Genomic DNA, 26,056 nt, shown 5'->3' with positions numbered 1-26,056 from the left:
CTTAATAAGGATTAGCTTATATCCACCAAGTCTGGTGGCGATAGCGGAGAGGTCACACCTGTTCCCATACCGAACACAGTAGTTAAGCTCTCCAGCGCCCATGGTAGTTGGGGCTCACGCCCCTGCAAGAGTAGGACGCTGCCAGGCAACGGAAAAGCCTCTTAGTTTTAACATTAAAACTAAGAGGTTTTTTGTATATGGAGGAGGCATTGAATTTTGTCCATGTTATAGTATCCTTAAAAAGGGGGAAGTTGAATCGTGCAAGGAGTTATGATAAACGAGTTACATACAGAAGATGAAATAAAAACTGCCTATAAGGTGATCAAGCAATTAAGATCACATTTGAAAGAGCAAGAGTATCTAGCATTAGTAAAAGAGGCGCAAGAAAAAGAAAATTATAAAATGGTTGCATTAATAGTAGAGAACGAAATAATAGCTGTGATTGGGTTTCAACCGATGATCACTCTCTATTATGGTAAATTTATTTGGGTTTGTGATCTAGTTACAGATTATAATCATCGATCACTAGGTTATGGAAAGCAATTACTTTCTTATCTTCATCAATGGGCAAAAGATAATGATTATGAAAGTATCGCACTTTCCTCAGGATTGCAACGAGAGGACGCCCATCGATTCTATGAAGAAAAGATGAATTATGATAAGGTAAGTTATGTATTTAAAGCACCTTTATAATTGTTTCACGTGAAAAAATTTTTTCTATAAAGTAGGAATATATTTTCATAGATTGGTCACAATAGTAGTGGAGGTGTAAAAAATGAAGGAAAAAACATTCAGCACACACTGCGGAGTATGTGATCAATCAAAGAAAGATGGAATCTATTTATATCATATGTTTATTTGTCACGAATGTGAGAAAGAGATTGTCGCTACAAACCCTTCGGATAGTCATTACGACTATTTTGTCAAAAAGTTGAAGGCAATCAATCAAACTACTTCAATGATTCAATAGTGAGGATAAAAGCAATGGAAATCAACCAAAGAAAAACTCCAATATATGATCAAGTACTTGAGCTTGCAAAAAAACAACCATATTCTTTACACGTACCAGGTCATAAAAATGGAAGAATTTTTAATGAAATCGGATACGAACATTTTAAAGAAGTTTTAAGATTTGACCTAACAGAATTACCAGGCTTGGATGATCTCCATGCACCTGAAGGAATGATAAAGGATGCACAACAATTAGCAGCGAATTGGTTTGGTGCTATGGAAACATTTTTCCTTGTAAATGGTAGTACAGTTGGAAATCTAGCGATGATAATGGCTACTTGTCAATCGGGCGATATGGTACTTGTACAGCGAAATTGTCATAAATCTATTTTACATGGATTAGAGCTTGCTGGTGTCCGACCAGTATTTCTTGCTCCTGAATTTGATCATGATACAGAACGTTATGATCATCCATCTATTAAAACATTAGAAAACGCTAGCGAGCTTTATCCAGAGGCAAAAGCACTCATATTAACTTATCCAGATTATTTTGGAAAAACCTTTGAACTAAAACAAATGATAGAAAAAGCACATCAAAGAAATATGGTCGTTTTAATTGATGAAGCACATGGCTGCCATTTTTCTATCCCATATCTATCTTCCCCATCAGCAGTATCGTTAGGTGCTGATATAGTTGTCCAATCTGCCCATAAAATGACCCCCGCTTTAACGATGGGGGCTTTTTTACATGTAAATAAAACAGAGCGAGTAGATGTTCACCGACTTCAATATTATTTACAAATGTTGCAATCTAGCAGTCCATCTTATTTAATTATGATTAGCTTAGATTTAGCGAGACATTACTTAGCAAATTATAAAAGGGAGCAATTTTACCAATTAATGCGTTATATGGACGAAGCCCGTGAAATTTTTGCAACAAATGATTTCTGGCGACTAGAAGAACAAGAGGAAATGGATGATCCATTAAAATGTGTGTGGAAAATAAATCCATCCCTAACACCAGCGATGGTGGCAGAAATATGTCAATCGGAAGGGCTCATCCCAGAGCTCGTAACAGAACAAGATATCTTATTTATCTTTGGGCTAGAACCAACTATACCGGTAAGATCGCTAAAGAATACGATCAAAAAAATAAAAGATCGATTAAAATTGTTAACAAATCATGATAGAATAGAAACAAACAATCGTTTTATTCCATATAGAACGAACGAATTGGCACTTTCCTATCAAGAGATGAAAGAAAGAGATAGTAAGTGGGTAAAGCTTGAGAATACAATTGGTTACATAGCTGCTGAAGCTATTGTCCCGTATCCCCCTGGAATTCCATTATTGGTGAAAGGGGAATATATTACAGACGAACATGTGCAGCAAATCCATACACTCCAGGCAAACCATATCTTATTCCAACCATCTAACGTATTAGATGGATTGTATGTTTTCGAGAAGGAAAAGAAAGACCAATCTGAAGGAGAATGAATGTTGTCAGGATTATTTATAACTTTTGAAGGAGGCGAAGGTGCTGGTAAAACGACCGTGCTAAATAGACTGGCCCAACGCTTAGAAAAAGAGAATTATCAAGTGGTCACCACAAGAGAGCCAGGTGGCATTCCCATTGCCGAAAAAATCCGAGGGATTATTCTAGATCGGTCCCATACGATGATGGATGCAAGAACAGAAGCATTGTTATATGCTGCAGCGAGAAGACAGCATTTAGTAGAAGTGGTTATTCCTGCATTAGAAAAAAATCAAATTGTCTTATGCGATCGTTTTATTGATAGTAGTTTAGCCTATCAAGGTGTAGGGCGAGGTCTTGGTATGGAAGAAGTGTATCAAATCAATCAATTTGCGATTGATGGTAGGATGCCAGATCTGACCTTGTTTTTTGATATTTCTCCTAGGGATGGTTTAGCGAGAATTGATCATAATAAAGATAGAGAAAAAAATCGATTAGATGTAGAGGCCTTATCCTTTCACCAACAGGTCTATGATGCCTATCAACAATTAATTGAAAAATTTCCACAACGGATCAAGAAGATCGATGCAAATTCTGATATAATAAATGTAGAAAATGCAGCATATAAAGTGTTAGAAGGCTTTCTCCCTTAATAAAATATCATAAAGGAGGCGGTAAGGATGAAATTAATTTTGGCTGTAGTTCAAGATAAGGATAGTAACCGATTAATAGATGCGTTGAATGAAAAGCATTTTAAGACAACGAAGCTTTCTTCCACAGGCGGATTCTTAAAGGAAGGTAACACAACTTTAATGGTGGGCTGTGAGGATAAGTATGTTGAAGAAGGTTTAGCTATTATCAAGGATAATTGTAGCCAAAGAGAGCAAATGGTTTCTCCTGTATCTCCAATGGGAGGTAGTGCCGACTCTTATATTCCACGCCCTATTAACGTAGAGGTGGGAGGAGCAACAGTTTTTGTTGTACCTGTTGATGAGTTTCATCAATTTTAAACTAAAGGTAGGATTAGGATGAAAATTAGCCAAGAAATGAGAACACAGCTGGAATCAATGAACAAAAATGAGCAACAAAAAAGGGTGAATAACCAGCGATTTGATTCTTTAGTGAAGGCTGAATCTACCCAATTAAAGCAAGCAGAATTGCAAAAATTAATGTCCGAATTGACAGCGCAAGGAGAAAGGATTGCTCGATTTCGTTCATTTAAGGATTTAGCTGCCTATAAAAGGATGGTAAAACGCTTTGTCAAAGAGGCGGTTAACTTTGGTCTTGGATTAAAGAAATCGCACAGCTTCTTAATGGATGGCGATAACAGAAGATTAACGATCGTCAAAGAGATCGATGAGAAACTAGTCGAATTATCGGAAGCGGTATTGGATCAAGAAAAAAACTCAATTGAAATCTTAGATGTAATTGGTGAGATCAAAGGATTACTCATTAACTTATATACGTAATATGATAACCAAGAGGGGGAGGATAGATTAGCTTCAAATACTAATCAATCCTTTTTTCTTTACACAATGGATTTAATATAAAAGGTTAAAAATAGAAGGTAGGCCAATATATGGTAAGTTCATGGTTAGATATAAAAAAACGACAGCCAATTATTAGTAAAATGATGATGAATAGTATTGCAAAGGGTCGAATCTCTCATGCCTATTTATTTCAAGGGGATAAAGGAGCAGGGAAATATGCACTCGCTCATATGTTTGCTAAAAGTATTTTTTGTCAGCATAAGAACGGAGAAGAGCCTTGCCAAACGTGTAGAGATTGTCGACGTATTGAAAGTGGCAATCATCCTGACTTGCATATTGTTAAACCAGATGGTGCGAGTATTAAAAAAGACCAAATTCTACATCTACAAAAGGAATTCACTTATACTGGATTAGAATCAAATACAAAAGTATATATAATTGTTGATGCCGATAAAATGACAGACAATGCTGCTAACCGATTATTGAAGTTTTTAGAGGAGCCTAGTCAAAAGACAACCGCTATCCTGTTAACAGAAAATAGTCAAGCAGTCCTCTCCACTATTCGGTCTCGGTGCCAAATCATGTCTCTACACCCTCTTAACCCCAAGCAATTAGAAGAACAATTACTAAAAGAAGGGTTATCGGCGGCCTCTGCTAAGCTAATGACGATCTTTACACAAAATGTGGAGGATGCTATCGAAAAAAGTAAGGATACTTGGTTTGCACAGGCGCGAAAGTTAGTGGTACAATTAATTGAAATGCTTCAGCACAACAAAGACGAAGTGCCAGTATTTTTGCACACTCAATGGATGCCGCATTTTAAAGAGAGGAATCAGTTACAAGAAGGGCTAGATTTATTGCTAGTATTTTTTAGAGATTTGCTTCAATATCATCTTGAGGAGCATTCAAAGATCGTATTCGTTCATCAAATGGAGAAAATCGAGGCTTCTAGCATGTTCTGGTCAATAAAAAATGTAACAGAGAACCTCCAAGCTATTATGGAAGCGAAGAGAAAGCTTGAACAAAACGTCCATCCACAATTAGTCATGGAGCAATTAACACTTCAAATACAGAGGTGAACTTTAGTGATAGAAGTTATTGGTGTCCGCTTTAAGAAAGCGGGTAAAATATATTATTTTGACCCTGATGAGGTTAAGTTTACGAACGAGGACTATGTGATAGTAGAAACCGTTCGTGGCATAGAGTTTGGTAAGGTAGTCGTAGCGAATAAAGAGGTAGACGAGGAAGATGTCGTACTACCACTGAAAAAAGTGATTCGTATGGCGAATGAGAAAGATAAAGTACTCGTTCTAGAAAATAAGGAAGTCGCTCAAGAAGCATATGAGACATGCCAGGTAAAAATTAAAGAACATGATTTAGAAATGAACTTGGTCGATGTGGAATATACTTTTGATCGGAATAAAGTTATTTTTTACTTTACTGCAGATGGTAGGGTAGATTTTCGTAATCTAGTAAAGGATTTAGCTTCTGTCTTTAAAACAAGGATTGAATTACGCCAAATAGGGGTAAGAGATGAAGCTAAATTACTTGGAGGAATTGGCCCATGTGGTCGTATGCTTTGTTGCTCAACCTTTTTAGGAGACTTTGAGCCAGTATCGATAAAAATGGCAAAGGATCAGAACCTCTCCTTAAATCCTTCGAAAATATCTGGTCTATGTGGTCGCTTGATGTGTTGTTTAAAATATGAAAATGATGATTATGAAACAGCAAAGCGTGAGCTACCAGATTTAGGGGAAAGTATTAAAACTTCTTATGGCAATGGTAAAGTCGTTGGTTTGAATATTCTAGAAAGATTGATCCAAATAGAAATCCCTGAAAAGGAAAGAGTCGTTGAGTACACACTAGATGAATTAATGGAAGAAGGCGTTATAAAGACCCAGGCTGCAGAATGATGGGGTGAAAACACTTGAAAAAAAAAGAATTATTTGAACAGGTTTCAGATATGGAGGAACAGATCGGACAATTGTATCAACAGCTGGGTGATTTAAAACAGCAGTTACGAGATATCCTCGAAGAAAATCATCGATTAGAGATGGAAAATCACCATCTACGTAATCGGATGGAGGAGAAACAAGAGAAGAAAGAAGAGAGTGAAGGGAACGAAGAAGGTGACTTAGCCATTGGAGAAGGATATGATAACCTAGCACGATTATATGAGGAAGGTTTTCATATCTGTAATGTCCATTTCGGTAGCCCAAGACAGGATGGGGATTGCTTGTTCTGTTTATTGTTTTTAAATAAAACGAAATAATTGACTCTATTCACAAAGACTGGCGTTTTACATGTCAGTCTTTTTATACAGTGAGGACTTTTATAACTTATTATGTAAAGACAAGGTGATGAACAAGTTGCAGTTAAAAGAAGATGAAAGACTCGACAATTTATTGGCAGATGAAACAATGAAGATCATTCAAAGCCAAAGTGCTTTTGCCTTTTCATTAGATGCAGTATTATTAGCAGATTTTGCAAAAATACCTTTAAAAAAAGGGAAGATTCTCGATTTATGTAGTGGGAATGCTGTTATTCCTCTATTGTTATCGCGAAAAACGAACGTTCCCATTACGGGTGTAGAGATCCAAGCTAGACTCTATGACATGGCAGAACGAAATGTCCGATTAAATAAGCTGGAGGATCAAATTAGTATGATCCACGGTGATCTTAAGGACATGCCTACCCGCTTCGGTAACAACAAGTTTGATGTCGTTACCGTCAACCCACCATATTTTCAAACGAAAAATAAAGCACACCAGAACGAAAATCATTATTTAACGATAGCACGTCACGAGATCTATTGTACGCTAGAGGATGTAGTAAAAGCCTGTAGTCGTCTTGCGAAATCAGGAGGTAAGGTAGCGATGGTGCATCGTCCTGCACGATTAATGGATATACTAACCCTTTTCAGACAATACAAGATAGAACCAAAGCGAATGCGATTGGTCTATCCGAAAAAGGATAAAGAGGCGAATATCGTCCTCATCGAAGGCATTCGAGATGGCAAGCCAGATCTTAAAATGCTACCACCTTTGTTTGCGTTTTACGACAATGATCAATATTCAGAAGAGTTAGAGGGGATCTTATATGGCAAGCAATAGTCAGCATTATGTATACATATTGAGGTGTAAGGATCAAACTCTATATACAGGCTATACAACAAATGTTGCTAAGCGCCTGAAAAAGCATATGGAAGGTAAGGGAGCCAAATATACAAGAGGAAGAGCGCCTTTTACCCTCGTTTACAAGCAAAAATGTCAAACAAAATCAGAAGCCATGCAGCTTGAGGCACAGATAAAGAAGTTACCTAAGCAAAGAAAATTAGCTTTGATTCATGAAGCAAATCAAAAGATAGGTGAAGAGGATGAAGATTCAAAAAAGCTTTTCAAAGCCATACGATAACGGTGTCTTGTATATTGTGCCAACCCCGATTGGCAATCTAGAGGATATCACGCTAAGAGCACTGAGAATTTTGAAAGAAGCAGATTTAATTTTGGCAGAGGATACGCGGAATACAGGGAAATTACTGCATCATTTTGAAATAAAAAAGCCGTTCTTAAGCTATCATGAGCACAATAAGCTGGAAAGACGAGAAGCGATCTTAGCTAAATTAGCAGATGGAGAGAAATTAGCCTTAGTGAGCGATGCTGGAATGCCTGGAATATCTGATCCGGGCTATGATATCGTGAAATCGGTAATCGAAGAAGATGTTCCGGTGATTGTATTACCTGGGGCAAGTGCAGCATTATGTGCATTAGTTGGTTCAGGCCTGCCGACAGAGCAATTTTATTTTTATGGTTTTTTACCACGGAAAAAAAAGGACCGAGATGATGCTTTAGAGCGGTTAAAGAAGCAGGATTCGACGATTATTTTATATGAATCGCCATATCGACTATCAGATACGTTAAGTGATTTATTAGAAAGCTTAGGAGATCGACAAATTAGCATCGCAAGAGAATTAACCAAAAAGTTTGAAGAATTCACTCGTGGTGCATTAAGTGATGTTGCCAAATGGGCGGAGGATCGTACCTTTAAAGGCGAATGCTGTATTGTCCTAGAAGGTAAAATCTGGACAGAGGAAGAGAACTGGTGGGATCCACTCACACTCAAAGAACATGTAGAAAGAATAGCTGCTATTGAAGATATTTCAAGCAAAGAAGCGATTAAGGTTGTCGCAAAGGAGAGAAAGATTCCAAAGCGTGAAGTATACCAGGCTTATCATACAGATTAGAACAAGATAAGCATTTATAAAAAATCCAGAAGTACAAAATAACCCGAACTGTATCAGTTCGGGTTAATATTTCATTACTTCATTTTGCTTTGGATTTCTTCAATTAACTGTTTTGCGCCTTCTTGGCTGAGAATTAACTTGCCATCCGCAAGTGATAGGTTGTCATCAGAGATGTCACCTGTAATAGCGCATGTCATGTTTGGCTTGTACTTCTGTAGGATAATTCTTTCATCATCCACGTAAATTTCAAGCGCGTCCTTTTCGTTAATTCCTAGTGTACGACGAAGTTCAATCGGGATAACGACACGACCTAATTCGTCTACCTTACGTACAATACCAGTTGATTTCATTATTTATTCTCCCCTTCAATAAATAAAAATTCGGCAAGATTCGACATCTATAGCGTTATAATACCATTAGTTGCCATTAATGTCAAACGAATTTTGAGATTTTTTCAAGAAATTTTAAGGAAATGGAAGTATTACTGAGATTCGACATTTTTCTTTAAAAAATGTATTTTTTCAACCTTTTTCTTATGAAATTGGCTGAATATGCAATAATAATGGAAAAGTAAACGAAAAATCGCTACAATATAAGCAGACTGATTTTGAGATGGAAAAAATAAAAGGAGGATTGCCCGATGTCAGAAAATAGCAAAACTTTTTATATAACTACACCAATTTATTACCCAAGTGGTAATTTACATATTGGTCATGCCTATAGTACAGTTGCAGGGGATGCCATGGCAAGATATAAACGTTTGCGTGGCTATGATGTTCGTTATCTAACGGGAACGGATGAACATGGACAAAAAATTCAAAAAAAAGCGGATGAAGCAGGCGTTACGCCACAGCAGTATGTCGATAATATTGTAAGTGGCATCAAGGAATTGTGGCAAAAACTTGATATTTCTAACGATGATTTTATTCGAACAACAGAAGAAAGACATAAAAAAGTTGTCGAAAAGATTTTTGCGAAATTAGTAGATCAAGGGGATATTTATTTAGATGAATATGAGGGAAGCTATTGTACTTCCTGTGAATCCTTTTTTACAGAGCGTCAGCTAGAGAATGGTCGATGCCCAGATTGTGGTGGACCAGTGGAACAAGTAAAAGAAGAATCATATTTCTTTAAAATGGGGAAATATGTAGATCGTTTATTAGCTTTTTATGAAGAAAATCCGCAATTCATTCAGCCAGAAAGCCGTAAAAATGAAATGATCAACAACTTCATTAAGCCAGGTCTTGAGGATTTAGCTGTTTCGAGAACGACCTTTGATTGGGGAATTAAGGTACCTGGTGATCCGAAGCATGTTATCTATGTATGGATTGATGCATTAACGAATTATATTACAGCACTTGGATATGGTTCAGATGATGATTCCCTATACCAAAAATATTGGCCGGCAGATGTACATTTAATGAGTAAGGAAATTGTTCGTTTCCATACGATTTATTGGCCTATTATGCTAATGGCTCTTGATTTACCATTACCGAAAAAAGTATTTGCCCATGGTTGGATCTTGATGAAGGATGGCAAGATGTCTAAATCCAAGGGGAATGTTGTCAGCCCGATCGATTTAATCGATCGTTATGGCCTTGATGCACTGCGTTATTACTTATTACGTGAAGTACCATTTGGTTCTGATGGTGTTTTCACACCAGAAGGATTTGTGGATCGAACCAATTATGATTTAGCGAATGACTTAGGAAATTTACTTAATCGTACGGTTGCGATGATTCAAAAATATTTTGATGGAAAAATTCCTGCTTTTAATGCATCAGAGGACGAATTTGATCAATCACTAGAGAAGCTTGGTCAAGAAACGATCGAAAATGTAGAAAAAGCACTTGATGAAATGGAATTCTCGGTTGCCTTAACCAGTATTTGGAAATATGTTAGTAGAACAAATAAATATATCGATGAAACAGAGCCATGGGTATTAGCAAAGGACGACAATAAAAAAGCTCGCCTCGGGAATGTTATGGCCCATTTAACAGATAGTTTGCGTCGTATTGCAATCTTACTACGCCCATTCTTAACGGAAACTCCAGCCCGAATATTTGAGCAAATCGGGGTGACAGAGCAAAAAGATCAGGAGTGGAATAGTGCACGAGCGTTTGGTGTGATAGCAGAAGGCACTTCTATCGTCAAAAAAGATCCAATTTTTCCACGTTTAGACGTCGAAAAAGAAGTGAAAATTATTAAAGATATGATGAAGCAGCCAGAGCCTGAGAAGAAAAACACCGCTAAAACAAATGAAGTAACCTACGACGACTTTATGAAGCTAGATTTAAAGGTAGCAGAAGTGGTTCGAGCAGAAAAAATGGAAAATGCAGATAAACTGCTCCGCCTTCAATTAGACTTAGGGGAAGAAAAGCGTCAAGTCATTTCCGGTATTGCCAAATTCTATACACCTGAAGAAATGGTAGGTAAAAAGGTTATTTGTGTAACTAATTTAAAACCAGTTAAACTGCGCGGGGAGCTATCAGAGGGTATGATCCTCTCAGGTGAAGACAAGGATGGTAAGCTATCCTTAGCTACTGTTGAATCAGATTTACCGAATGGTTCTGTCGTAAAATAATGCATCATTCTAATATACCTCCATTTCCTTTAAAGTGAAACGGAGGTATATCTATTTTATATGTTGTGATTATTAGTTTTACTATATTGGAACGAAGGAGGCATAAACATGTTATTTGATACACATGTTCATCTCAATGTCGCACAATTTGAAGAAGATAGAGAGGAAGTCATAAAAAGAGCGAGGGATGCAGGGATAGAGCATATGGTCATCGTCGGCTTTGATAATGAGACAATACCGAAAGCGATCGAGCTTGCCGAGGAGCATGATTTTATCTATGCAGCGGTTGGCTGGCACCCTGTTGATGCGATTGATATGACAGAAGAAGACCTTTTACGCATAGAACAATTAGCAAACCATCCAAAGGTTGTCGCAATAGGAGAAATGGGTCTTGATTATCATTGGGATAAGTCTCCTAAGGATGTACAAAAAGAAGTATTTCGAAAACAAATTCGATTAGCCAAAAAGGTTCAATTGCCGATTATTATCCATAATCGGGAGGCGACAAAGGATATAATTAAGATCCTACAAGAGGAAAAGGCAAATGAGGTTGGTGGGATTATGCATTGCTACAATGATTCTACTGATTACCTGGATGCCTGTCTTGCTATGAACTTTTATATTTCTTTAGGTGGTCCAGTTACGTTTAAAAATGCTAAGCTACCGAAAGAGGTGGCGATTGCGGTTCCGGAGGATCGCTTATTAATTGAAACCGATTGTCCCTTTTTAGCACCACATCCAAATCGAGGGAAAAGAAATGAACCGGCATATGTCCGACTTGTTGCTGAGAAAATTGCCGAACTTCGCGGTGTTGATTATGACAGCATTTGTAAGATAACGACAGAAAATGCTAAACGCTTTTTTGGCATCCAATAGTATTACTGCCTGTTACGATAATGTAATGAATTTGAAATATTTAAATGAAAGAAACAGAAGAGTCCTTAGAAATCAAGGGTTTTTCTGTTTCTTTTTGTGTAAACGCCTGTTTGACAGCTTTTTTTTAACTATATATAATACAACGGCGAGCATAAGGAGGGTGAGAGAATGTTAAAACGTCTTTTCAGCTTGCGAAACCTATTGAACAACAAAGACTTTGTCTATGCTGTTACACTATTTGCTATTATAGGAACTATTAGTTTTTTATTTTATGAAATTTCTAAGGCAGAGGTCACCGTTGTTCAAGAAGGCGAAGCGACTACAGTTCGTACCCACGCGAATACTGTAGAAGAAGTGCTCAAACAATTAAACATACATGTAGCAGAACATGATAAATTATCACATAAGTTAAATGACATAGTTTCCTCAGAAATGAAAATCGAACACACGGTTGCAGATCAGGTAATCGTTCGACAAAATGGAGAAGAAAAAGTCTATTATACGACTGCAGACCGAGTAGAGGATTTTGTTGGAGAGGTGGACTTGAATCTCCGAGAGCATGATCAATTGTCTGTAGCCATGGATAACAAGATCAAAGATGGAATGATTGTCGATATCTTAAAAGCATTCCAGGTCACGATTAATGATGCAGGTCAAAAGGAAAAAGTCTGGACAATTGGGGCTACAGTTGAAGAGTTACTAGCCAAAACGGATACGACATTGTCTGAATTAGATCGAGTTGAACCTAAGCAAAGTGCAAAGATTAAGGATGCGTCTGTGATTAATATAACAAGAGTAGAAAAAGTAACAGACGTAGTTGAAGAACCGAAGGAATTCGCGACCGTAAAGCAAAGCGATGCCTCTTTGACGAAGGGAACAGAGGAAGTGGTTTCTGAAGGAGAAAATGGCGTCATTGCAAAACATTATGAAGTCGTTTTGGAAAATGGGGAAGAAGTTTCACGTGAACTAATCAAAGAAGAAGTAAAAAAAGAAAGCCAGGATAAGGTAGTTGCTGTTGGCACAAAAGAGGTACAAGAAACGCAGCAACCAACGCCTAGCTCTACTGATACGAAAACAGTAGCAACAGCCGAAAAAAATACGGTTAGAACGACGGTATCTAGAGGAAGTGAAAGTAGTAGTAAAACCATTTATATGCATGCTACTGCTTACAATTGGGATTGTCCTTCCTGTGATGGTCGTGGTTTGACTTCGACAGGCTATGACTTGAAGGCGAACCCGAATGGCGTCGTGGCAGTCGATCCAAGTGTAATTCCTCTTGGCACAAAGGTTTGGGTAGAAGGCTATGGGTATGCTGTCGCAAGAGATACTGGTGGTTCTATTAAAGGGAACCGTATCGATGTTCATATGCCAACCCAAAAGCAGGCTATGAGCTTTGGGAGTAAACGAGTAAAGGTAAAAATATTAGAATAGCTATCAGTCAATAAATCCGAGTTCATTGATGAATGAGCTCGGATTTTTCTATGCTATTTGCTAGCGACATTGCTTCTTTTTCCGTGGTATAATAAGTGGAGATGATGAAATGGAGGATATTCCTTGAAGGTAAAAGAAATAATAGTAGTGGAAGGGAAAGACGACACAGCAAAGCTAAAACAAGCACTTGATGTAGATACCATTGAGACAAATGGTTCCGCAATAAATAAGCAAACATTAGATCAAATAGCCCATGCTAAGCAGAAACGAGGAGTGATCATATTCACTGATCCTGACTATCCTGGACAACGAATTCGTAAAATTATTGATGAGCACGTTCCTGGCTGTAAGCATGCTTTTTTGACAAAGGAAGAAGCGGTAGCTAAAAATGGCAAAGGGTTAGGAATTGAGCATGCATCCATCCCTGTTATTCGCCAAGCACTAAAAGCGGTCTATGAAGTCACAGAAGATGGTGTGAATACACTGACAAGAGCTGATTTATTAAAATATGGACTTATAGGTGGCCAAGGTGCAAAGGAAAGAAGAAAACAATTAGGTATCTCCTTAAGAATTGGCTATGTAAATGGCAAGCAATTATTAAAAAGACTTCAAATGTTTCATATAGATCAAAATGAATTGAAGCAGGCGATGGAGCAGATTTTGCAGGAGGAAGGCAAATGGCAAACATAAAAGCAATCGCAACACCAAACAGGACAAAAGAAATACTGAAAAAGTATGGATTTGCTTTCAAGAAAAGCTTAGGACAAAATTTTCTCATTGATGTTAATATTCTTAAAAATATTCTGAATGTTGCCGATATTACGAAGGAAACAAATGCGATTGAAGTTGGACCAGGAATAGGGGCATTGACAGAACAGCTTGCCATCTATGCGAACAAAGTGGTGGCATTTGAGATTGATCAGCGTTTAGTACCAATATTAGAGGATACGTTAAGTCCTTATGATAATGTGAATATTGTCAATCAAGATATTTTAAAGGCCGACATACAGAGCCTATTACAACAAAATTTTTATGATGAAAAAGAAATAAAAATAGTTGCCAATTTACCCTACTACATTACCACACCAATTTTAATGCACTTGCTAATGGCTAAACTACCTATATCCAGTATCACGGTAATGATCCAAAAAGAAGTAGCAGATAGAATGGCAGCTACCGAAAATACAAAAGAATATGGTTCATTGTCCATTGCTATTCAATATTATACAGAAGCAAGTGTCGAAATGATTGTCCCGAAAACTGTTTTTATGCCACAGCCTCGCGTAGATTCCGCCGTGTTGCACTTGCAAATGCGAAAAAAGCCACCTGTAGATGTGATGGATGAGGACTTTTTCTTTTTATTCGTACAAGCATGCTTCCAACAGAGAAGAAAAACATTGAGAAATAATTTATCAAGACATTTTGCGAATCTTGACAAACCAATGATTGAAAAAACTCTACAAGAGACGGGAATTGATGGCACGAGAAGGGCTGAATCACTAACAATGGAGGAATTTGCCCTATTAGCTAATACATTTTACAACCAACGCTAACCGTCCTTAAGCACCGAAGCATTTACCAATTTAGAAAGAATTCCTTATCGTATACATAATTTTCATAAAGTAAGACAAACTACTTGTAGCAGAAGTGTGAGCTACTAGGTGGCTAACTTATTTTTCGAATAATTGAGATTTTCTTATTGACAGCTTTCAATTAATATTGTTATAATAGAATATTTTTAATTGACTGTTGGACAAGAATGTAGTATACTATATGTAGTGAGGTGGAGTGCATTGGCAAAAACATTGGTTGAAATCAAACAAGGCCTAGATGGTAATGTTGGCAAACGACTTAAGATTAGAGCTAATGGTGGAAGGAAAAAGACCATTGAGCGCTATGGAACATTAGCTGAAACTTTTCCTTCTGTATTTATTGTAGAGTTAGACCAGGAGGAAAATGCGTTCGAGCGTGTTTCTTATAGTTATGCAGATGTTCTAACGGAAACAGTTGAATTAAATTTTATGGACGAATTAGAAAAAGCAGCGGTAGGAGAGCGGTAAACAATATGTTTGCTGCTTTTTTTCTTTGCTTAAAAAGTGATTCGATCATCTCCCCGAATTTCACTTACATACCATTATTATTAAAGGATAAACCATCGGATTAGGCATAAGCTATAACTGTCGTATGAAACGACAGAGGGGGAGTATCTTCTATGGGCAGAAGACGAGGAATCATGTCTGAACGTTTTAAGGAAGAGCTTGCTAAAGAATTAGGTTTTTACGACAAGGTGTCACAACACGGTTGGGGAGAAATAACAGCTCGAGAAGCTGGAAGCATGGTGAAAAGAGCTGTGCAAATAGCGGAAGAGAGTATGAAAAGGGACAAAGCCTAGATATGGCTTTGTCCCATTAATCTATTTATGGTATCTTTACATAAAGTGTATCTCCGTTAGTACACAGCTAAGTAAAGTAGGTGACAACAGAAATGTATACTTCTGAGAAGGCTCCAGCGAAAATAAACCTTACGTTGGATGTCCTATATAAAAGATCAGACGATTTTCATGAAGTGGAAATGGTGATGACCACAGTGGATTTAGCTGATCGTATTGAATTATATTTACTCGATCGTGATGAAATTATGATACAATCTGAAAATCGTTTTATTCCAAATGATGAGCGAAATTTAGCCTTTCGTGCAGCAAAACTGCTAAAGGAGCGCTTTAAAATATCAGCAGGTGTGAAAATCATTATCGAAAAACAAATTCCGGTTGCTGCAGGCCTTGCTGGAGGAAGTAGTGACGCTGCTGCTACGCTAAGAGGCCTAAATCGTTTATGGCAACTGGGTATTAGTACTGAGCAATTAGCTGCGTTAGGTGCAGAAATTGGATCAGATGTATCTTTTTGTGTATATAACTCGACAGCATTAGCAAAAGGAAGAGGAGAGATCATCACAGAATTACCAGCCCCACCATCATGCTGGGTCGTATTGGCAAAACCATCGCAAGGGGTATCTACCCAATCAGTTTATCAATCCTTACCATTAGATAAAGTCGAGCATCCGGATACGATAGGAATGGTCGAGGCACTAAAGAATTCCGATTATGATGGGATCTGTTCACGGTTAAAAAATGTACTAGAGCTTGTGACATTACCTAAGCATCCACAGGTACAACAAATAAAACAACAAATGCTACAATCAGGTGCAGATGCAGTATTAATGAGTGGAAGTGGTCCAACCGTATTTGGTTTAGTCAAACACGAAAGTAGGGCGGTTAGAATCTATAATAGCCTAAGAGGGTTTTGTGAAGAGGTCTACATTGTTAGGATGCTCGGATCTCATCAAACACTTGATTAAACACGTATAAAATGTTATATTTACGACAAAATATTCGGTTTTTGAGGTGTAGTAATGAAAAGAAGTGATCGCTTAGTAGCAATGACAAATTATTTAATAGAACATCCTATGGAATTAATTTCTCTTCCATTTTTTTCGGATACGTATGGTGCCGCTAAATCCTCGATTAGTGAGGATTTAACTATTATCAACCGTAGATTTCAAGAGGATGGCATTGGCTATCTAGCTTCCATATCTGGTGCTGCTGGAGGGGTGAAATATATCCCGAGGGTTGGGCCGGAACATAGTCAATCATTTATTGAGCGATTGTGTGAGGATTTAGAGGATCCAAGCCGAATCTTACCTGGTGGCTATTTATTTATGAGTGATGTATTAGGAAACCCTAGCATTGTACGTAATATTGGCCGACTGTTCGCTTCTAAGTTTGCTGATTTGGATATTGATTCGATTGTTACAGTGGCGACAAAAGGAATACCGATAGCATATGCTGTTGCTTCTTTTCTAAATGTACCGGTTATCATTGTTCGTAGAGATCCCAAAGTGACGGAAGGTTCCACAGTCAGTATTAATTACGTATCCGGTTCATCTAAGAAAATACAGACAATGGTTCTTTCAAAAAGAAGTCTAGATTTGGGAGAAAACGTTTGTATCATTGATGATTTTATGAAGGCTGGAGGAACGATTAATGGAATGAAAAGCTTACTCCAGGAATTCAATGCAAATGTATGCGCAATTGGAGTCCTAGCAGAAGCAGAGGATGAAGAAGAAGAGCGTGTAGTGGATGATTATATCTCATTATTACAGATTAAGAACGTAGATGCGAATAACAAAGAGATAGAAGTTGTAAAAGGAAACTACTTCCAAACTTCCAATCACTAATACTTTTTCCAAAAAAAGATAAAAATTTTTAAAAGATTAGCAGGAATTTAAGAACATTTGTTGAATTAAGATAATATGCTCTTAATTAGGGAAAAGGTGGTGATACATAATGGAAGTAACAGACGTGAGATTACGCCGCGTGAATACCGATGGAAGAATGCGAGCGATCGCATCCATTACGTTAGATCATGAATTTGTCGTACATGATATTCGTGTGATCGATGGGAATAACGGAATGTTTGTTGCAATGCCTTCTAAAAGAACTCCTGATGGAGAATTTAGAGATATTGCACATCCAATCAACTCAACCACTCGATCAAAAATTCAAGATGCGGTTTTAGAAGAATACCATCGTGCTGGTGAGGTGCAAGAATTTGAAGAAGCAGGGGCTTCATAATTAGCTCCTTTTTTAAATGTAATTGCTCTTAAATGTATTATCAACCAATTATTTAATCGTATAAAAAGGCCTAATCGTTTCCCGTGATTAGGCCTTTTCTCTGTATACAAAACAATTATTTCCTACCACCTGTTGGTTGTGCTCCGAGCTATTTTCACTTTTCTCCTCTGTTTTCTTTATTGTAAAGAAACTTTCATTGAAAAAACTCTGTATTTCATATATATTCATAAGGGGAAACTTGTACAACTTAATCAAGTAATGTAAATTTTTAAATCAAATCATTTTTTTAAAATAGGACGGAGGGAAAGTCTTGCCGAATCGTTATGCAGTCGTTTTAGCAGCTGGAAAAGGTACTAGAATGAAATCAAAGCTATATAAGGTTTTACACCCTGTACTAGGTAAACCAATGGTACAGCATGTAGTCGACCAATTAAAAACATTAAAATTAGCGAACATTACAACAGTTGTAGGTTTTGGAGCGGAAAAAGTTCAGGAACAACTGGGTGATGCTTCTGAATATGTCGTACAAGAGGAACAATTAGGGACTGGTCATGCGGTCATCCAAGCCGGAAAATACTTGGAAGGCAAAAAAGGTACAACACTTGTAGTATGTGGAGATACACCATTACTGAAAGCAGAGACATTACAAGCAGTATTAGAATTTCATGAGCAGGAAGAAGCAAAAGTAACGATTCTAACCGCACATGCCCAGGATCCGACTGGTTATGGAAGAATTGTTCGTAATGCGGACAATCAGGTGGAGAAAATTGTTGAACAAAAGGATGCGACAGAAACAGAAAAAGCCATTCAAGAAATCAATACAGGTACTTATTGCTTTGATAATGAGCTATTATTTGCTGCCTTAAAGCAAGTGTCTAATGATAATGCCCAAGGGGAATACTACTTACCAGATGTTATTCAAATAGCTCAAGAACAGCAACAAAAGGTGGCTGCTTACCAGACAGATGAGTTTAATGAAACAATTGGTGTAAACGATCGTGTTGCATTATCTCAGGCAGAAGCCTTCATGAAAAAAAGAATTAATGAAAATCACATGCGAGAAGGAGTTACCATTATCGATCCTGCCAATACGTACATCGGTGCAGATGTAAAAATTGGGGTGGATGTAGTCATTCATCCAGGCAGTGTGATTAAAGGGGAAACGATCATCGAGGATGAGGTAGAGATCGGCCCAAACTCAGAGATTGTGAACTGCCATATTGGGAAGGAATCCAAAGTGAAGCACAGTGTAGCCACCTCTAGCTATATCGGAGAGCGTGTTCAAATCGGACCATTTGCACATATTCGTCCTGATGCTACAATTGGCAATGATGTGAAGATTGGTAATTTTGTTGAAATTAAAAAAACAAAAATAGATAATAAAAGTAAAGTATCTCATTTAAGTTATATTGGGGATGCGGAAATAGGTAGTAACGTCAATGTTGGCTGTGGTACGATCACAGTAAACTATGACGGGAAAAACAAGTTTTTAACGAGAATAGAAGACGATGCTTTTATTGGATGTAATGCAAATCTAGTTGCGCCAGTAACCATTGGAAAAGGGGCCTTAATAGCAGCTGGTTCGACAATTACGAATGATGTACCAGGTGATGCCTTATCCATTGGAAGAGCACAACAAGTGAACAAAGAAGAATATGCCAAAAAATACAAATAAGCATGATTGGGAACAAATAAGCTGATGGAGGTATCAAACAAGATGTCCGAATACAAGGATTCATCTTTGAAGGTTTTTACATTAAATTCGAATCCAAAACTAGCAGAAGAGATTGCAGCAAATATTGGTGTCGAATTAGGAAAGAGTTCGGTAACAAAGTTTAGTGATGGCGAAATTCAAATTAATATTGAAGAAAGTATCCGTGGTTGTGACGTTTATGTTGTTCAATCAACCTGTGAACCAGGCAACCAACATATCATGGAGCTTTTAATTATGATTGATGCATTAAAACGAGCATCAGCGAAATCGATCAATATTGTTATGCCATATTATGGATATGCAAGACAGGATCGCAAGGCAAGAGCAAGAGAGCCGATTACTGCTAAACTTGTTGCAGATTTATTACAAACTGCAGGGGCTTCAAGGGTGATTACACTGGACCTCCATGCTCCACAAATTCAAGGATTTTTCGATATCCCAGTCGATCAATTAGTTGGTGTACCAATCTTATCTAGCTATTGGAGCAAAAAAGGTCTTGATGATATTGTCGTTGTTTCACCTGATCATGGTGGAGTAACACGTGCACGTAATCTAGCAGATCGACTAAAGGCACCAATTGCTATTATCGATAAGAGAAGACCACGTCCTAATGTGGCAGAGGTAATGAATATTGTCGGTAATATCGAAGGAAAAACAGCCATATTAATTGATGATATCATTGATACCGCTGGAACAATTACGATCGGCGCTAATGCGCTAATCGAAAGTGGCGCAACAGGTGTCTATGCTTGCTGTACACATCCTGTATTATCAGGGCCAGCCATTGAGAGAATCGCAAATTCGCAAATCAAAGAATTAGTGGTGACAAATAGTATTCCTTTGAAAGAGGAAAAACTAATTGATAAGATTACACAGCTTTCTGTTGCACCATTGATCAGTGAGGCGATTATCCGTGTCCATGAAAGACAATCTGTAAGTATATTATTCGATTAAGATCAGTCCATTTTTGCTGAAAATTAAGTCATGATTGAGAAAGTTTGAGATTTTCATCTATGAACTTCATACCTGAATGCTGAATTTTTTATACGTTAGGAAAGTAGGGATTTTTTGTAGGAAGTAATGTAACGAAGCGAAAATTTTGAAGTCCTTAGTATAAGAAAAGCTGACATATTTGCTAAAGGACGAGCAAATACGAGATTTTCTAATAGTAATACATGTTTAACGTAGTCGAAAAGCGGGAAATATATAATTACTATTGTTAAAATAATTGGAGGGTGATGAAACCATGGCAGTAGTTTTACAAGCAAATAAACGAGAGGATCTAACGAAATCTAAGACAAAGGAAGTGCGATTAGCTGGTGGTGTACCGGCAGTTATATATGGCTATAATGTGCAACCTAAAACAGTTGCTGTTGATAGTATAGAACTATTAAAAACCGTTCGTGATGAGGGGAAAAATGCGATTATCTCCTTGAAGGTGGATGGGGAAACATTTCAAGTCATGCTCCATGAATATCAGATTGATCCATTAAAGGATGAGTTAGTTCATGCGGATTTTTATGTCGTCAATATGTCAGAGGAAATGGATGTCGAGGTTCCGCTTGTTCTAGAAGGAGAAGCGAGAGGTGTGAAAGAAGGTGGCGTCTTACAGCAGCCACTTTATGAGCTAGGAGTAAGAGCAAAGCCTAACGACATTCCAGAGCAAATCACTGTTGACATATCCGAATTAGAGGTAGGGGACAGCATATTGGTTTCTGACCTGAAGGATGGGAAAAACTATGAAATACTTGAAGACGAAGCAACGACGATTGTTACCATTCTTGTGCCAGACAAGGAACCAGTAGAAGAGACAGAGGAAGCGGAAGAACAGGCCGAACCAGAAGTGATGAATGAAAAAGAATCAGAAGAATAAAAACAGAGGCGCAACGAATGAAGTTGCGCCCTTTTCTACGTCAGGAATTTTTTAGCAGGCTTTCTAAAGGAAGAACGAAGGAAAGTGGAAATTATTTGATATATTAAACAGAAATAATATGTTAAGATGAATAATAGAATAATATTGATAAAGGAAGTTAAGACAAATGAAATGTATCGTAGGTTTGGGAAATCCAGGATTAAAATACCGTTCCACTCGTCATAATATTGGCTTTATTGTCGTAGATGAGCTTTTGAAGCGTAATAATTGGACTTTATCGAAGAATAAATTTAATGGTCATTATACGATGGAAACATTACATAATGAAAAGGTTTTGATCTTAGAGCCCCAAACATATATGAATTTATCAGGAGAATCCTTAAAGCCTTTGATGGATTTTTATGATTTGGCACCAGAGGATGTTGTGGTCATTTATGATGATTTAGATCTTCCGCTCGGCAAAATTCGTTTAAGACAAACAGGTGGACATGGTGGGCATAATGGTGTGCGGTCGATCATTGATCATTTAGGAACAAAGAAATTTAATCGTATCCGCTTTGGTATTGGCAGACCTGTTACACCGATTCCAGTAATTGATTACGTATTGGGGAAATTTCAAAAAGAGGAGCAGACCACTTTAGAACAGGCCATAGACCATGCGGTGCATGCACTAGAAGCATGGATGACAGAGCCCTTTCCAAAAGTAATGAATGATTATAATCAATAAAAATGAAATGAACACCACCTGTTTAATAAACCCTTCGTATAAATATTTATTGCTCGGGAAATGATAAGAATAATACAAGAGTAATACGGAGGGTAAAAAATGACACTTGTCTATAAATGCAAGCATTGTGGTAATGAGGTAGGAAGATTACCATCAGAAATGGTGGACTTAAATAAGATCGGCTGGGAACACCTTTCACCTGAAGAAAAATCGCAATTGATGAAACTAAAGCCAGATCAGCAAGTGATGATTCAATCCATATGTGAAAATTGTCAACGTCTTTTAGAAGATAATCCGAATTATCATGAGTTAGACTATTTCATTCAATAATAGATTAATCGATATTAGTAAGACATCCGCTTTGGTTCTAACCAAAGCATTTTTGCAGTTATGAACGGGATACGTGTTTGGTTAAAGTAATGGTAGGGGGAGCACTATGCAGCAATTAAAACAGTATTTACAAAAAAAGGAAGATGTATACTCTGTTATTGAAGGTATACATTCAGGATTATCAGAACAACTAATCTCAGGTCTATCAGGCTCAAGCAGGAGCTTGTTCTCTGCACTTATTCATGAGGCTGTACAGAAAAAGGTACTTATTGTGACACATCAACTAAATCATGCACAGCAGCTGTATGAGGATCTTTTAGAATTTTCAGAGGCAAAGGATGTATTCCTTTATCCAGTCAATGAATTATTAGCATCTGAATTGGCGATAGCAAGCCCAGAACTATTAAGCCAACGAATGGATGCATTAAATGCCTGGATTCAAGCAGATAAAGGGATATTAATCGCACCAGTTGCTGGTTTGAAACGCATGTTACCTCCACCTGAGTATTGGAATAAGTATCAGATTAAGGTAGAATTGACAAAAACATTAGATATAGAGGAAGTGCTACAAAAGCTAATAGAAATGGGTTATGTAAGGCAAGAAATGACGAGTAGTCCTGGCGAATTCAGTTTGCGCGGTGGGATACTAGATGTTTATCCAATCACAGACGAGGATCCTATCCGAATTGAATTATTTGATGATGAAGTTGACTCGATCCGTTTTTTCGATGCCGAAACTCAACGATCCTTGAAAAAGCTCGACCAAGTAACAATCGGTCCAGCAACAGAGCTTTTAGCTACTGATGAGGACTTAGTTACGGCAGCACAACGAATAGAGCACGCACTTCAGCAGACATTAAAGAAAACAAAAAATAAAGCCGATCAACAAGCTCTAGAAAAAGCAATTACAGCAGACATTGAACGTCTGAACCAATGCGAGCGCTTTCAAGAAATGAAAAGATATATTTCTTACTTTTATCCAGTGCAAACTAGTTTGTTAGATTATTTACCGAAGGATGGTCTGATCATTTTAGATGAGATGAGCAGAATTCAAGAAACGGCTCTCCACCTAGATGAGGAAGAAGGAGAATGGTTAAAAGATCATTTAAGCAGGAATCAGGCGGTAAGTGATATGCATTTATCCTTTGATTGGCCAGATACTTGGGCCAAAATGGATAGACAACGTCTGTACATGTCTGTCTTTTTGCGACATATTCCGAATACGAATCCTGCTAATATTGTCAATTTATCTAGTAGAGGAATGCAGCAATTTCACGGTCAAATGAACTTGTTGCAAAATGAAATGGAAAGATGGCAAAAGGCCGGATACTCTGTCATTATTCTGGCGCCAAATAAAAAACGGGTCGAAAAGATTCATTCCGTCCTTGAAGATTATCAGATGACAGCGAGTGTTCTGGAAACCATTCCTTCCTTACCTGTACAGACACCATGTATAACGACAGGAAATATAAGCGGTGGCTTTGAAATTCCGCTGCATAAGCTAGCTGTTTTAACAGATAGTGAGCTATTTAAGCAACAGACAGTACGAACAAAAAGAAAGCAAAAAATCTCCAATGCGGAAAGAATTAAAAGCTACCAAGAGCTACAAATTGGGGATTACGTGGTTCATACGAATCACGGGATCGGTAGATATGTAGGAATAGAGACATTAGAAGTCAATGGACTACACAAGGATTTTATGCTGTTAAAGTATTCCGGTGATGATAAGCTTTTTGTTCCAATCGACCAAATTGATCTTGTCCAAAAATATGTGGGATCAGAAGGGAAAGAACCGAAGTTATACAAACTAGGTGGTAATGATTGGAAGAAAGTAAAAAGTAAGGTCCAGTCTAAGGTAGAAGATATTGCCGATGACTTAATCAAGCTGTATGCAGAGCGTGAAGCGGCAAAGGGTTATGCATTTTCGGAGGATACCGAGATGCAAAGAGAATTTGAGGCGGCCTTTCCTTATCAAGAAACGGACGATCAACTTCGCTGTATTGAAGAAATCAAACAGGATATGGAAAAGGAACGCCCAATGGATCGATTATTATGCGGGGATGTTGGCTATGGAAAGACAGAAGTAGCGATTCGCGCCGCCTTTAAGGCCATTGCAGATGGTAAACAAGTTGCGATACTAGTACCGACGACGATCCTTGCACAGCAACACTATGAAACCGTTATGGAGAGATTTCAAGATTATCCGGTCAATGTAAGCTTATTGAGTCGTTTTAGAACAAGGAAGCAACAAACAGAGACACTTAAAGGACTAAAAAATGGCATGGTTGATCTTGTGATAGGCACACACCGTTTACTATCCAAAGATGTTACCTATAAGGAGTTAGGGCTATTAATTGTCGATGAAGAACAACGGTTTGGTGTAAAGCACAAGGAAAAAATAAAACAATTAAAAACAAATGTAGATGTACTCACACTAACAGCAACACCAATTCCGAGAACCTTGCATATGTCTATGCTCGGCGTGAGAGACCTGTCTGTCATTGAAACACCTCCTGAAAATCGTTTTCCTATCCAGACATATGTAATGGAATATAATGGGCCGCTCGTCAGGGAAGCAATCGAAAGAGAATTAGCTCGTGGTGGGCAGGTGTTTTTCTTATACAATCGAGTAGAATCGATAGAGAAAGTAGCGCAGGATATCCAAGCATTAGTGGAAGATGCGCGTGTGGTCGTTGCACATGGGCAAATGAAAGAAACGGAGCTAGAGAATGTGATGTTCTCTTTCCTAGAAGGAGAAGCCGATGTCTTAGTTAGTACAACGATTATCGAAACAGGTGTCGACATACCAAATGTCAATACACTTATTGTATATAATGCTGATCATATGGGACTTAGCCAATTGTACCAATTAAGAGGTCGGGTTGGTCGCTCTAATCGTGTTGCTTATGCTTATTTCACCTATCAACAAGATAAGATTTTAACAGAAGTGTCTGAAAAAAGGTTGCAGGCAATCAAGGAATTTACGGAGCTTGGATCAGGCTTTAAAATAGCTATGCGCGATTTATCGATTCGTGGTGCAGGGAATATTCTAGGAGCACAGCAGCATGGGTTTATTGATTCGGTTGGGTTTGATATGTATTCCCAAATGTTAAATGAAGCAGTACAGGCGAAGAAGCAGGGTAAATCCTTGGAAGAAGTGAAGCCATTTGAGGTCGAGCTTGATTTGAAGATAGATGCCTATATTCCTGATAATTACATTGAAGATGAAAAACAAAAAATTGACATGTATAAAAGATTCCAAGCTATTATGACACAAGAGGATATCCACGATTTAAGAGATGAATTGATCGATCGATTTGGCGACTATCCAGAAGAGGTAGAGAACCTATTCCTTGTCACCACTTTAAAGATGCAGGCAAAGAAAGAGAGAATTGAGTCCATTACCGAAAAAAATCACCAAATGGAGCTATTAGTAGAGGAAGATAGAAGTCAAGAAATAGATGGAGCAAAGCTGTTTGAATTTGCTAATCAATACGGGAGAATGATTCAGCTAGGAACCGAAAATCGCCAATTAAAGGTTAAATTCCGCTTTAGTAGAGAACCGAAGCTTAAACGCTATGAAGTGTTAGAGTCCTTCATTCAAGCATTAAAGGAGATGAAACAGACCCCTGTCGGGTAATTAAGTTAGAAAATATATGGTAATTTTGTATAGTTTTCTAATAATTAAATCATACTAACCTTACAACATAATTATTTCATCAGTTGGAGAAAT

29 protein-coding genes and 1 rRNA gene are annotated in these 26,056 nt (G+C 37.7%); 29 read left to right on the top strand and 1 reads right to left on the bottom strand.

Annotated features, from left to right (window positions below; all coding sequences use genetic code 11):
• Positions 1-30 precede the first annotated feature (30 nt).
• The 13 genes from rrf (at position 31) to rsmI (ending at position 8,158) form a co-directional block, all read left to right on the top strand.
• Positions 31-147: ribosomal RNA gene (rrf, locus tag ACZ5N5_RS04965) — 5S ribosomal RNA — on the top strand.
• A gap of 123 nt (positions 148-270) precedes the next feature.
• Complete coding sequence (locus ACZ5N5_RS04960) at positions 271-693, top strand: GNAT family N-acetyltransferase (RefSeq protein WP_054861696.1); 423 nt, start codon at positions 271-273, stop codon at positions 691-693.
• A gap of 82 nt (positions 694-775) precedes the next feature.
• Entirely contained in the window at positions 776-970 is a 195-nt protein-coding gene (locus ACZ5N5_RS04955; RefSeq protein ID WP_054789151.1) for a sigma factor G inhibitor Gin, read from the top strand.
• Between the two features lie 14 nt (positions 971-984).
• Positions 985-2,448, top strand: a complete 1,464-nt coding sequence (locus tag ACZ5N5_RS04950; RefSeq protein WP_464373357.1) for an aminotransferase class I/II-fold pyridoxal phosphate-dependent enzyme — start codon at positions 985-987, stop codon at positions 2,446-2,448.
• A 3-nt stretch (positions 2,449-2,451) separates the two neighbouring features.
• On the top strand, positions 2,452-3,078 hold the full coding sequence (tmk, locus tag ACZ5N5_RS04945; RefSeq protein WP_054861697.1) for a dTMP kinase: 627 nt from the start codon (positions 2,452-2,454) through the stop codon (positions 3,076-3,078).
• Positions 3,079-3,105: 27 nt separating this feature from the next.
• Positions 3,106-3,435: a cyclic-di-AMP receptor gene (locus ACZ5N5_RS04940; RefSeq protein ID WP_054789155.1), complete on the top strand. Its 330-nt coding sequence runs from the start codon at positions 3,106-3,108 to the stop codon at positions 3,433-3,435.
• Positions 3,436-3,453: 18 nt separating this feature from the next.
• On the top strand, positions 3,454-3,894 hold the full coding sequence (locus tag ACZ5N5_RS04935; protein WP_054861692.1) for a YaaR family protein: 441 nt from the start codon (positions 3,454-3,456) through the stop codon (positions 3,892-3,894).
• A 110-nt stretch (positions 3,895-4,004) separates the two neighbouring features.
• Entirely contained in the window at positions 4,005-4,994 is a 990-nt protein-coding gene (gene holB / locus ACZ5N5_RS04930; protein WP_464373356.1) for a DNA polymerase III subunit delta', read from the top strand.
• A 6-nt stretch (positions 4,995-5,000) separates the two neighbouring features.
• Positions 5,001-5,828, top strand: a complete 828-nt coding sequence (locus tag ACZ5N5_RS04925) for a PSP1 domain-containing protein (protein ID WP_109984888.1) — start codon at positions 5,001-5,003, stop codon at positions 5,826-5,828.
• 14 nt (positions 5,829-5,842) lie between these two features.
• Entirely contained in the window at positions 5,843-6,187 is a 345-nt protein-coding gene (yabA, locus tag ACZ5N5_RS04920; protein ID WP_054789156.1) for a DNA replication initiation control protein YabA, read from the top strand.
• A gap of 88 nt (positions 6,188-6,275) precedes the next feature.
• Positions 6,276-7,028: a tRNA1(Val) (adenine(37)-N6)-methyltransferase gene (locus ACZ5N5_RS04915; RefSeq protein ID WP_277678500.1), complete on the top strand. Its 753-nt coding sequence runs from the start codon at positions 6,276-6,278 to the stop codon at positions 7,026-7,028.
• Positions 7,015-7,329 (top strand): GIY-YIG nuclease family protein, encoded by a 315-nt coding sequence (locus ACZ5N5_RS04910; RefSeq protein ID WP_464373355.1) that lies wholly within the window; start codon positions 7,015-7,017, stop codon positions 7,327-7,329. Before ACZ5N5_RS04915 ends, ACZ5N5_RS04910 begins: the two co-directional genes overlap by 14 nt.
• Positions 7,292-8,158, top strand: coding sequence for a 16S rRNA (cytidine(1402)-2'-O)-methyltransferase (rsmI, locus tag ACZ5N5_RS04905; protein ID WP_464373354.1), 867 nt, complete (start codon positions 7,292-7,294; stop codon positions 8,156-8,158). Before ACZ5N5_RS04910 ends, rsmI begins: the two co-directional genes overlap by 38 nt.
• Positions 8,159-8,232: 74 nt before the next feature.
• Here the strand turns inward: rsmI and ACZ5N5_RS04900 are convergent, their stop codons facing one another.
• Positions 8,233-8,508 carry an AbrB/MazE/SpoVT family DNA-binding domain-containing protein gene (locus ACZ5N5_RS04900; protein ID WP_054789157.1) on the bottom strand — a complete coding sequence of 92 codons (276 nt, stop codon included), beginning with the start codon at positions 8,506-8,508 and terminating at the stop codon, positions 8,233-8,235.
• A 290-nt stretch (positions 8,509-8,798) separates the two neighbouring features.
• On the opposite strand from ACZ5N5_RS04900, the gene metG reads away from it, so the two are divergent.
• The 16 genes from metG (at position 8,799) to mfd (ending at position 25,963) form a co-directional block, all read left to right on the top strand.
• Positions 8,799-10,742, top strand: a complete 1,944-nt coding sequence (gene metG, locus ACZ5N5_RS04895; RefSeq protein WP_464367504.1) for a methionine--tRNA ligase — start codon at positions 8,799-8,801, stop codon at positions 10,740-10,742.
• A 108-nt stretch (positions 10,743-10,850) separates the two neighbouring features.
• The gene (locus tag ACZ5N5_RS04890; protein ID WP_054861441.1) at positions 10,851-11,618 is read left to right on the top strand and encodes a TatD family hydrolase; all 768 of its coding nucleotides are present in this window, start codon (positions 10,851-10,853) and stop codon (positions 11,616-11,618) included.
• 168 nt (positions 11,619-11,786) lie between these two features.
• Positions 11,787-13,049 (top strand): G5 and 3D domain-containing protein, encoded by a 1,263-nt coding sequence (locus ACZ5N5_RS04885; RefSeq protein ID WP_054861442.1) that lies wholly within the window; start codon positions 11,787-11,789, stop codon positions 13,047-13,049.
• A gap of 123 nt (positions 13,050-13,172) precedes the next feature.
• Positions 13,173-13,739, top strand: a complete 567-nt coding sequence (rnmV, locus tag ACZ5N5_RS04880; RefSeq protein WP_054861443.1) for a ribonuclease M5 — start codon at positions 13,173-13,175, stop codon at positions 13,737-13,739.
• Positions 13,727-14,602 (top strand): 16S rRNA (adenine(1518)-N(6)/adenine(1519)-N(6))-dimethyltransferase RsmA, encoded by an 876-nt coding sequence (rsmA, locus tag ACZ5N5_RS04875; RefSeq protein ID WP_109984882.1) that lies wholly within the window; start codon positions 13,727-13,729, stop codon positions 14,600-14,602. Before rnmV ends, rsmA begins: the two co-directional genes overlap by 13 nt.
• 240 nt (positions 14,603-14,842) lie before the next feature.
• A complete protein-coding gene (gene veg, locus ACZ5N5_RS04870; RefSeq protein WP_054789160.1) occupies positions 14,843-15,109 on the top strand; it encodes a biofilm formation stimulator Veg in 267 nt (88 codons plus the stop codon).
• Positions 15,110-15,261: 152 nt separating this feature from the next.
• A complete protein-coding gene (locus tag ACZ5N5_RS04865) occupies positions 15,262-15,441 on the top strand; it encodes a small, acid-soluble spore protein, alpha/beta type (RefSeq protein ID WP_054789161.1) in 180 nt (59 codons plus the stop codon).
• 92 nt (positions 15,442-15,533) lie between these two features.
• Entirely contained in the window at positions 15,534-16,403 is an 870-nt protein-coding gene (gene ispE, locus ACZ5N5_RS04860; protein ID WP_109984880.1) for a 4-(cytidine 5'-diphospho)-2-C-methyl-D-erythritol kinase, read from the top strand.
• A 54-nt stretch (positions 16,404-16,457) separates the two neighbouring features.
• Positions 16,458-17,282, top strand: a complete 825-nt coding sequence (gene purR, locus ACZ5N5_RS04855; RefSeq protein ID WP_109984879.1) for a pur operon repressor — start codon at positions 16,458-16,460, stop codon at positions 17,280-17,282.
• Between the two features lie 109 nt (positions 17,283-17,391).
• Entirely contained in the window at positions 17,392-17,679 is a 288-nt protein-coding gene (gene spoVG / locus ACZ5N5_RS04850) for a septation regulator SpoVG (protein ID WP_054789162.1), read from the top strand.
• Positions 17,680-17,989: 310 nt separating this feature from the next.
• Positions 17,990-19,354, top strand: a complete 1,365-nt coding sequence (gene glmU / locus ACZ5N5_RS04845; protein WP_109984878.1) for a bifunctional UDP-N-acetylglucosamine diphosphorylase/glucosamine-1-phosphate N-acetyltransferase GlmU — start codon at positions 17,990-17,992, stop codon at positions 19,352-19,354.
• A gap of 42 nt (positions 19,355-19,396) precedes the next feature.
• Positions 19,397-20,347 (top strand): ribose-phosphate diphosphokinase, encoded by a 951-nt coding sequence (locus tag ACZ5N5_RS04840; RefSeq protein ID WP_109984877.1) that lies wholly within the window; start codon positions 19,397-19,399, stop codon positions 20,345-20,347.
• A 292-nt stretch (positions 20,348-20,639) separates the two neighbouring features.
• Complete coding sequence (locus ACZ5N5_RS04835) at positions 20,640-21,266, top strand: 50S ribosomal protein L25/general stress protein Ctc (RefSeq protein WP_054789163.1); 627 nt, start codon at positions 20,640-20,642, stop codon at positions 21,264-21,266.
• 166 nt (positions 21,267-21,432) lie between these two features.
• Positions 21,433-21,993 carry an aminoacyl-tRNA hydrolase gene (gene pth, locus ACZ5N5_RS04830; RefSeq protein ID WP_054789164.1) on the top strand — a complete coding sequence of 187 codons (561 nt, stop codon included), beginning with the start codon at positions 21,433-21,435 and terminating at the stop codon, positions 21,991-21,993.
• Positions 21,994-22,092: 99 nt separating this feature from the next.
• A complete protein-coding gene (locus tag ACZ5N5_RS04825; RefSeq protein ID WP_054789165.1) occupies positions 22,093-22,323 on the top strand; it encodes an anti-sigma-F factor Fin in 231 nt (76 codons plus the stop codon).
• Positions 22,324-22,429: 106 nt separating this feature from the next.
• On the top strand, positions 22,430-25,963 hold the full coding sequence (gene mfd / locus ACZ5N5_RS04820) for a transcription-repair coupling factor (protein WP_464373353.1): 3,534 nt from the start codon (positions 22,430-22,432) through the stop codon (positions 25,961-25,963).
• Positions 25,964-26,056 lie beyond the last annotated feature (93 nt).

The sequence above is a fragment of the Gracilibacillus sp. JCM 18966 genome (assembly GCF_055392695.1).
This window is presented reverse-complemented; position numbering and strand designations above follow the sequence as displayed.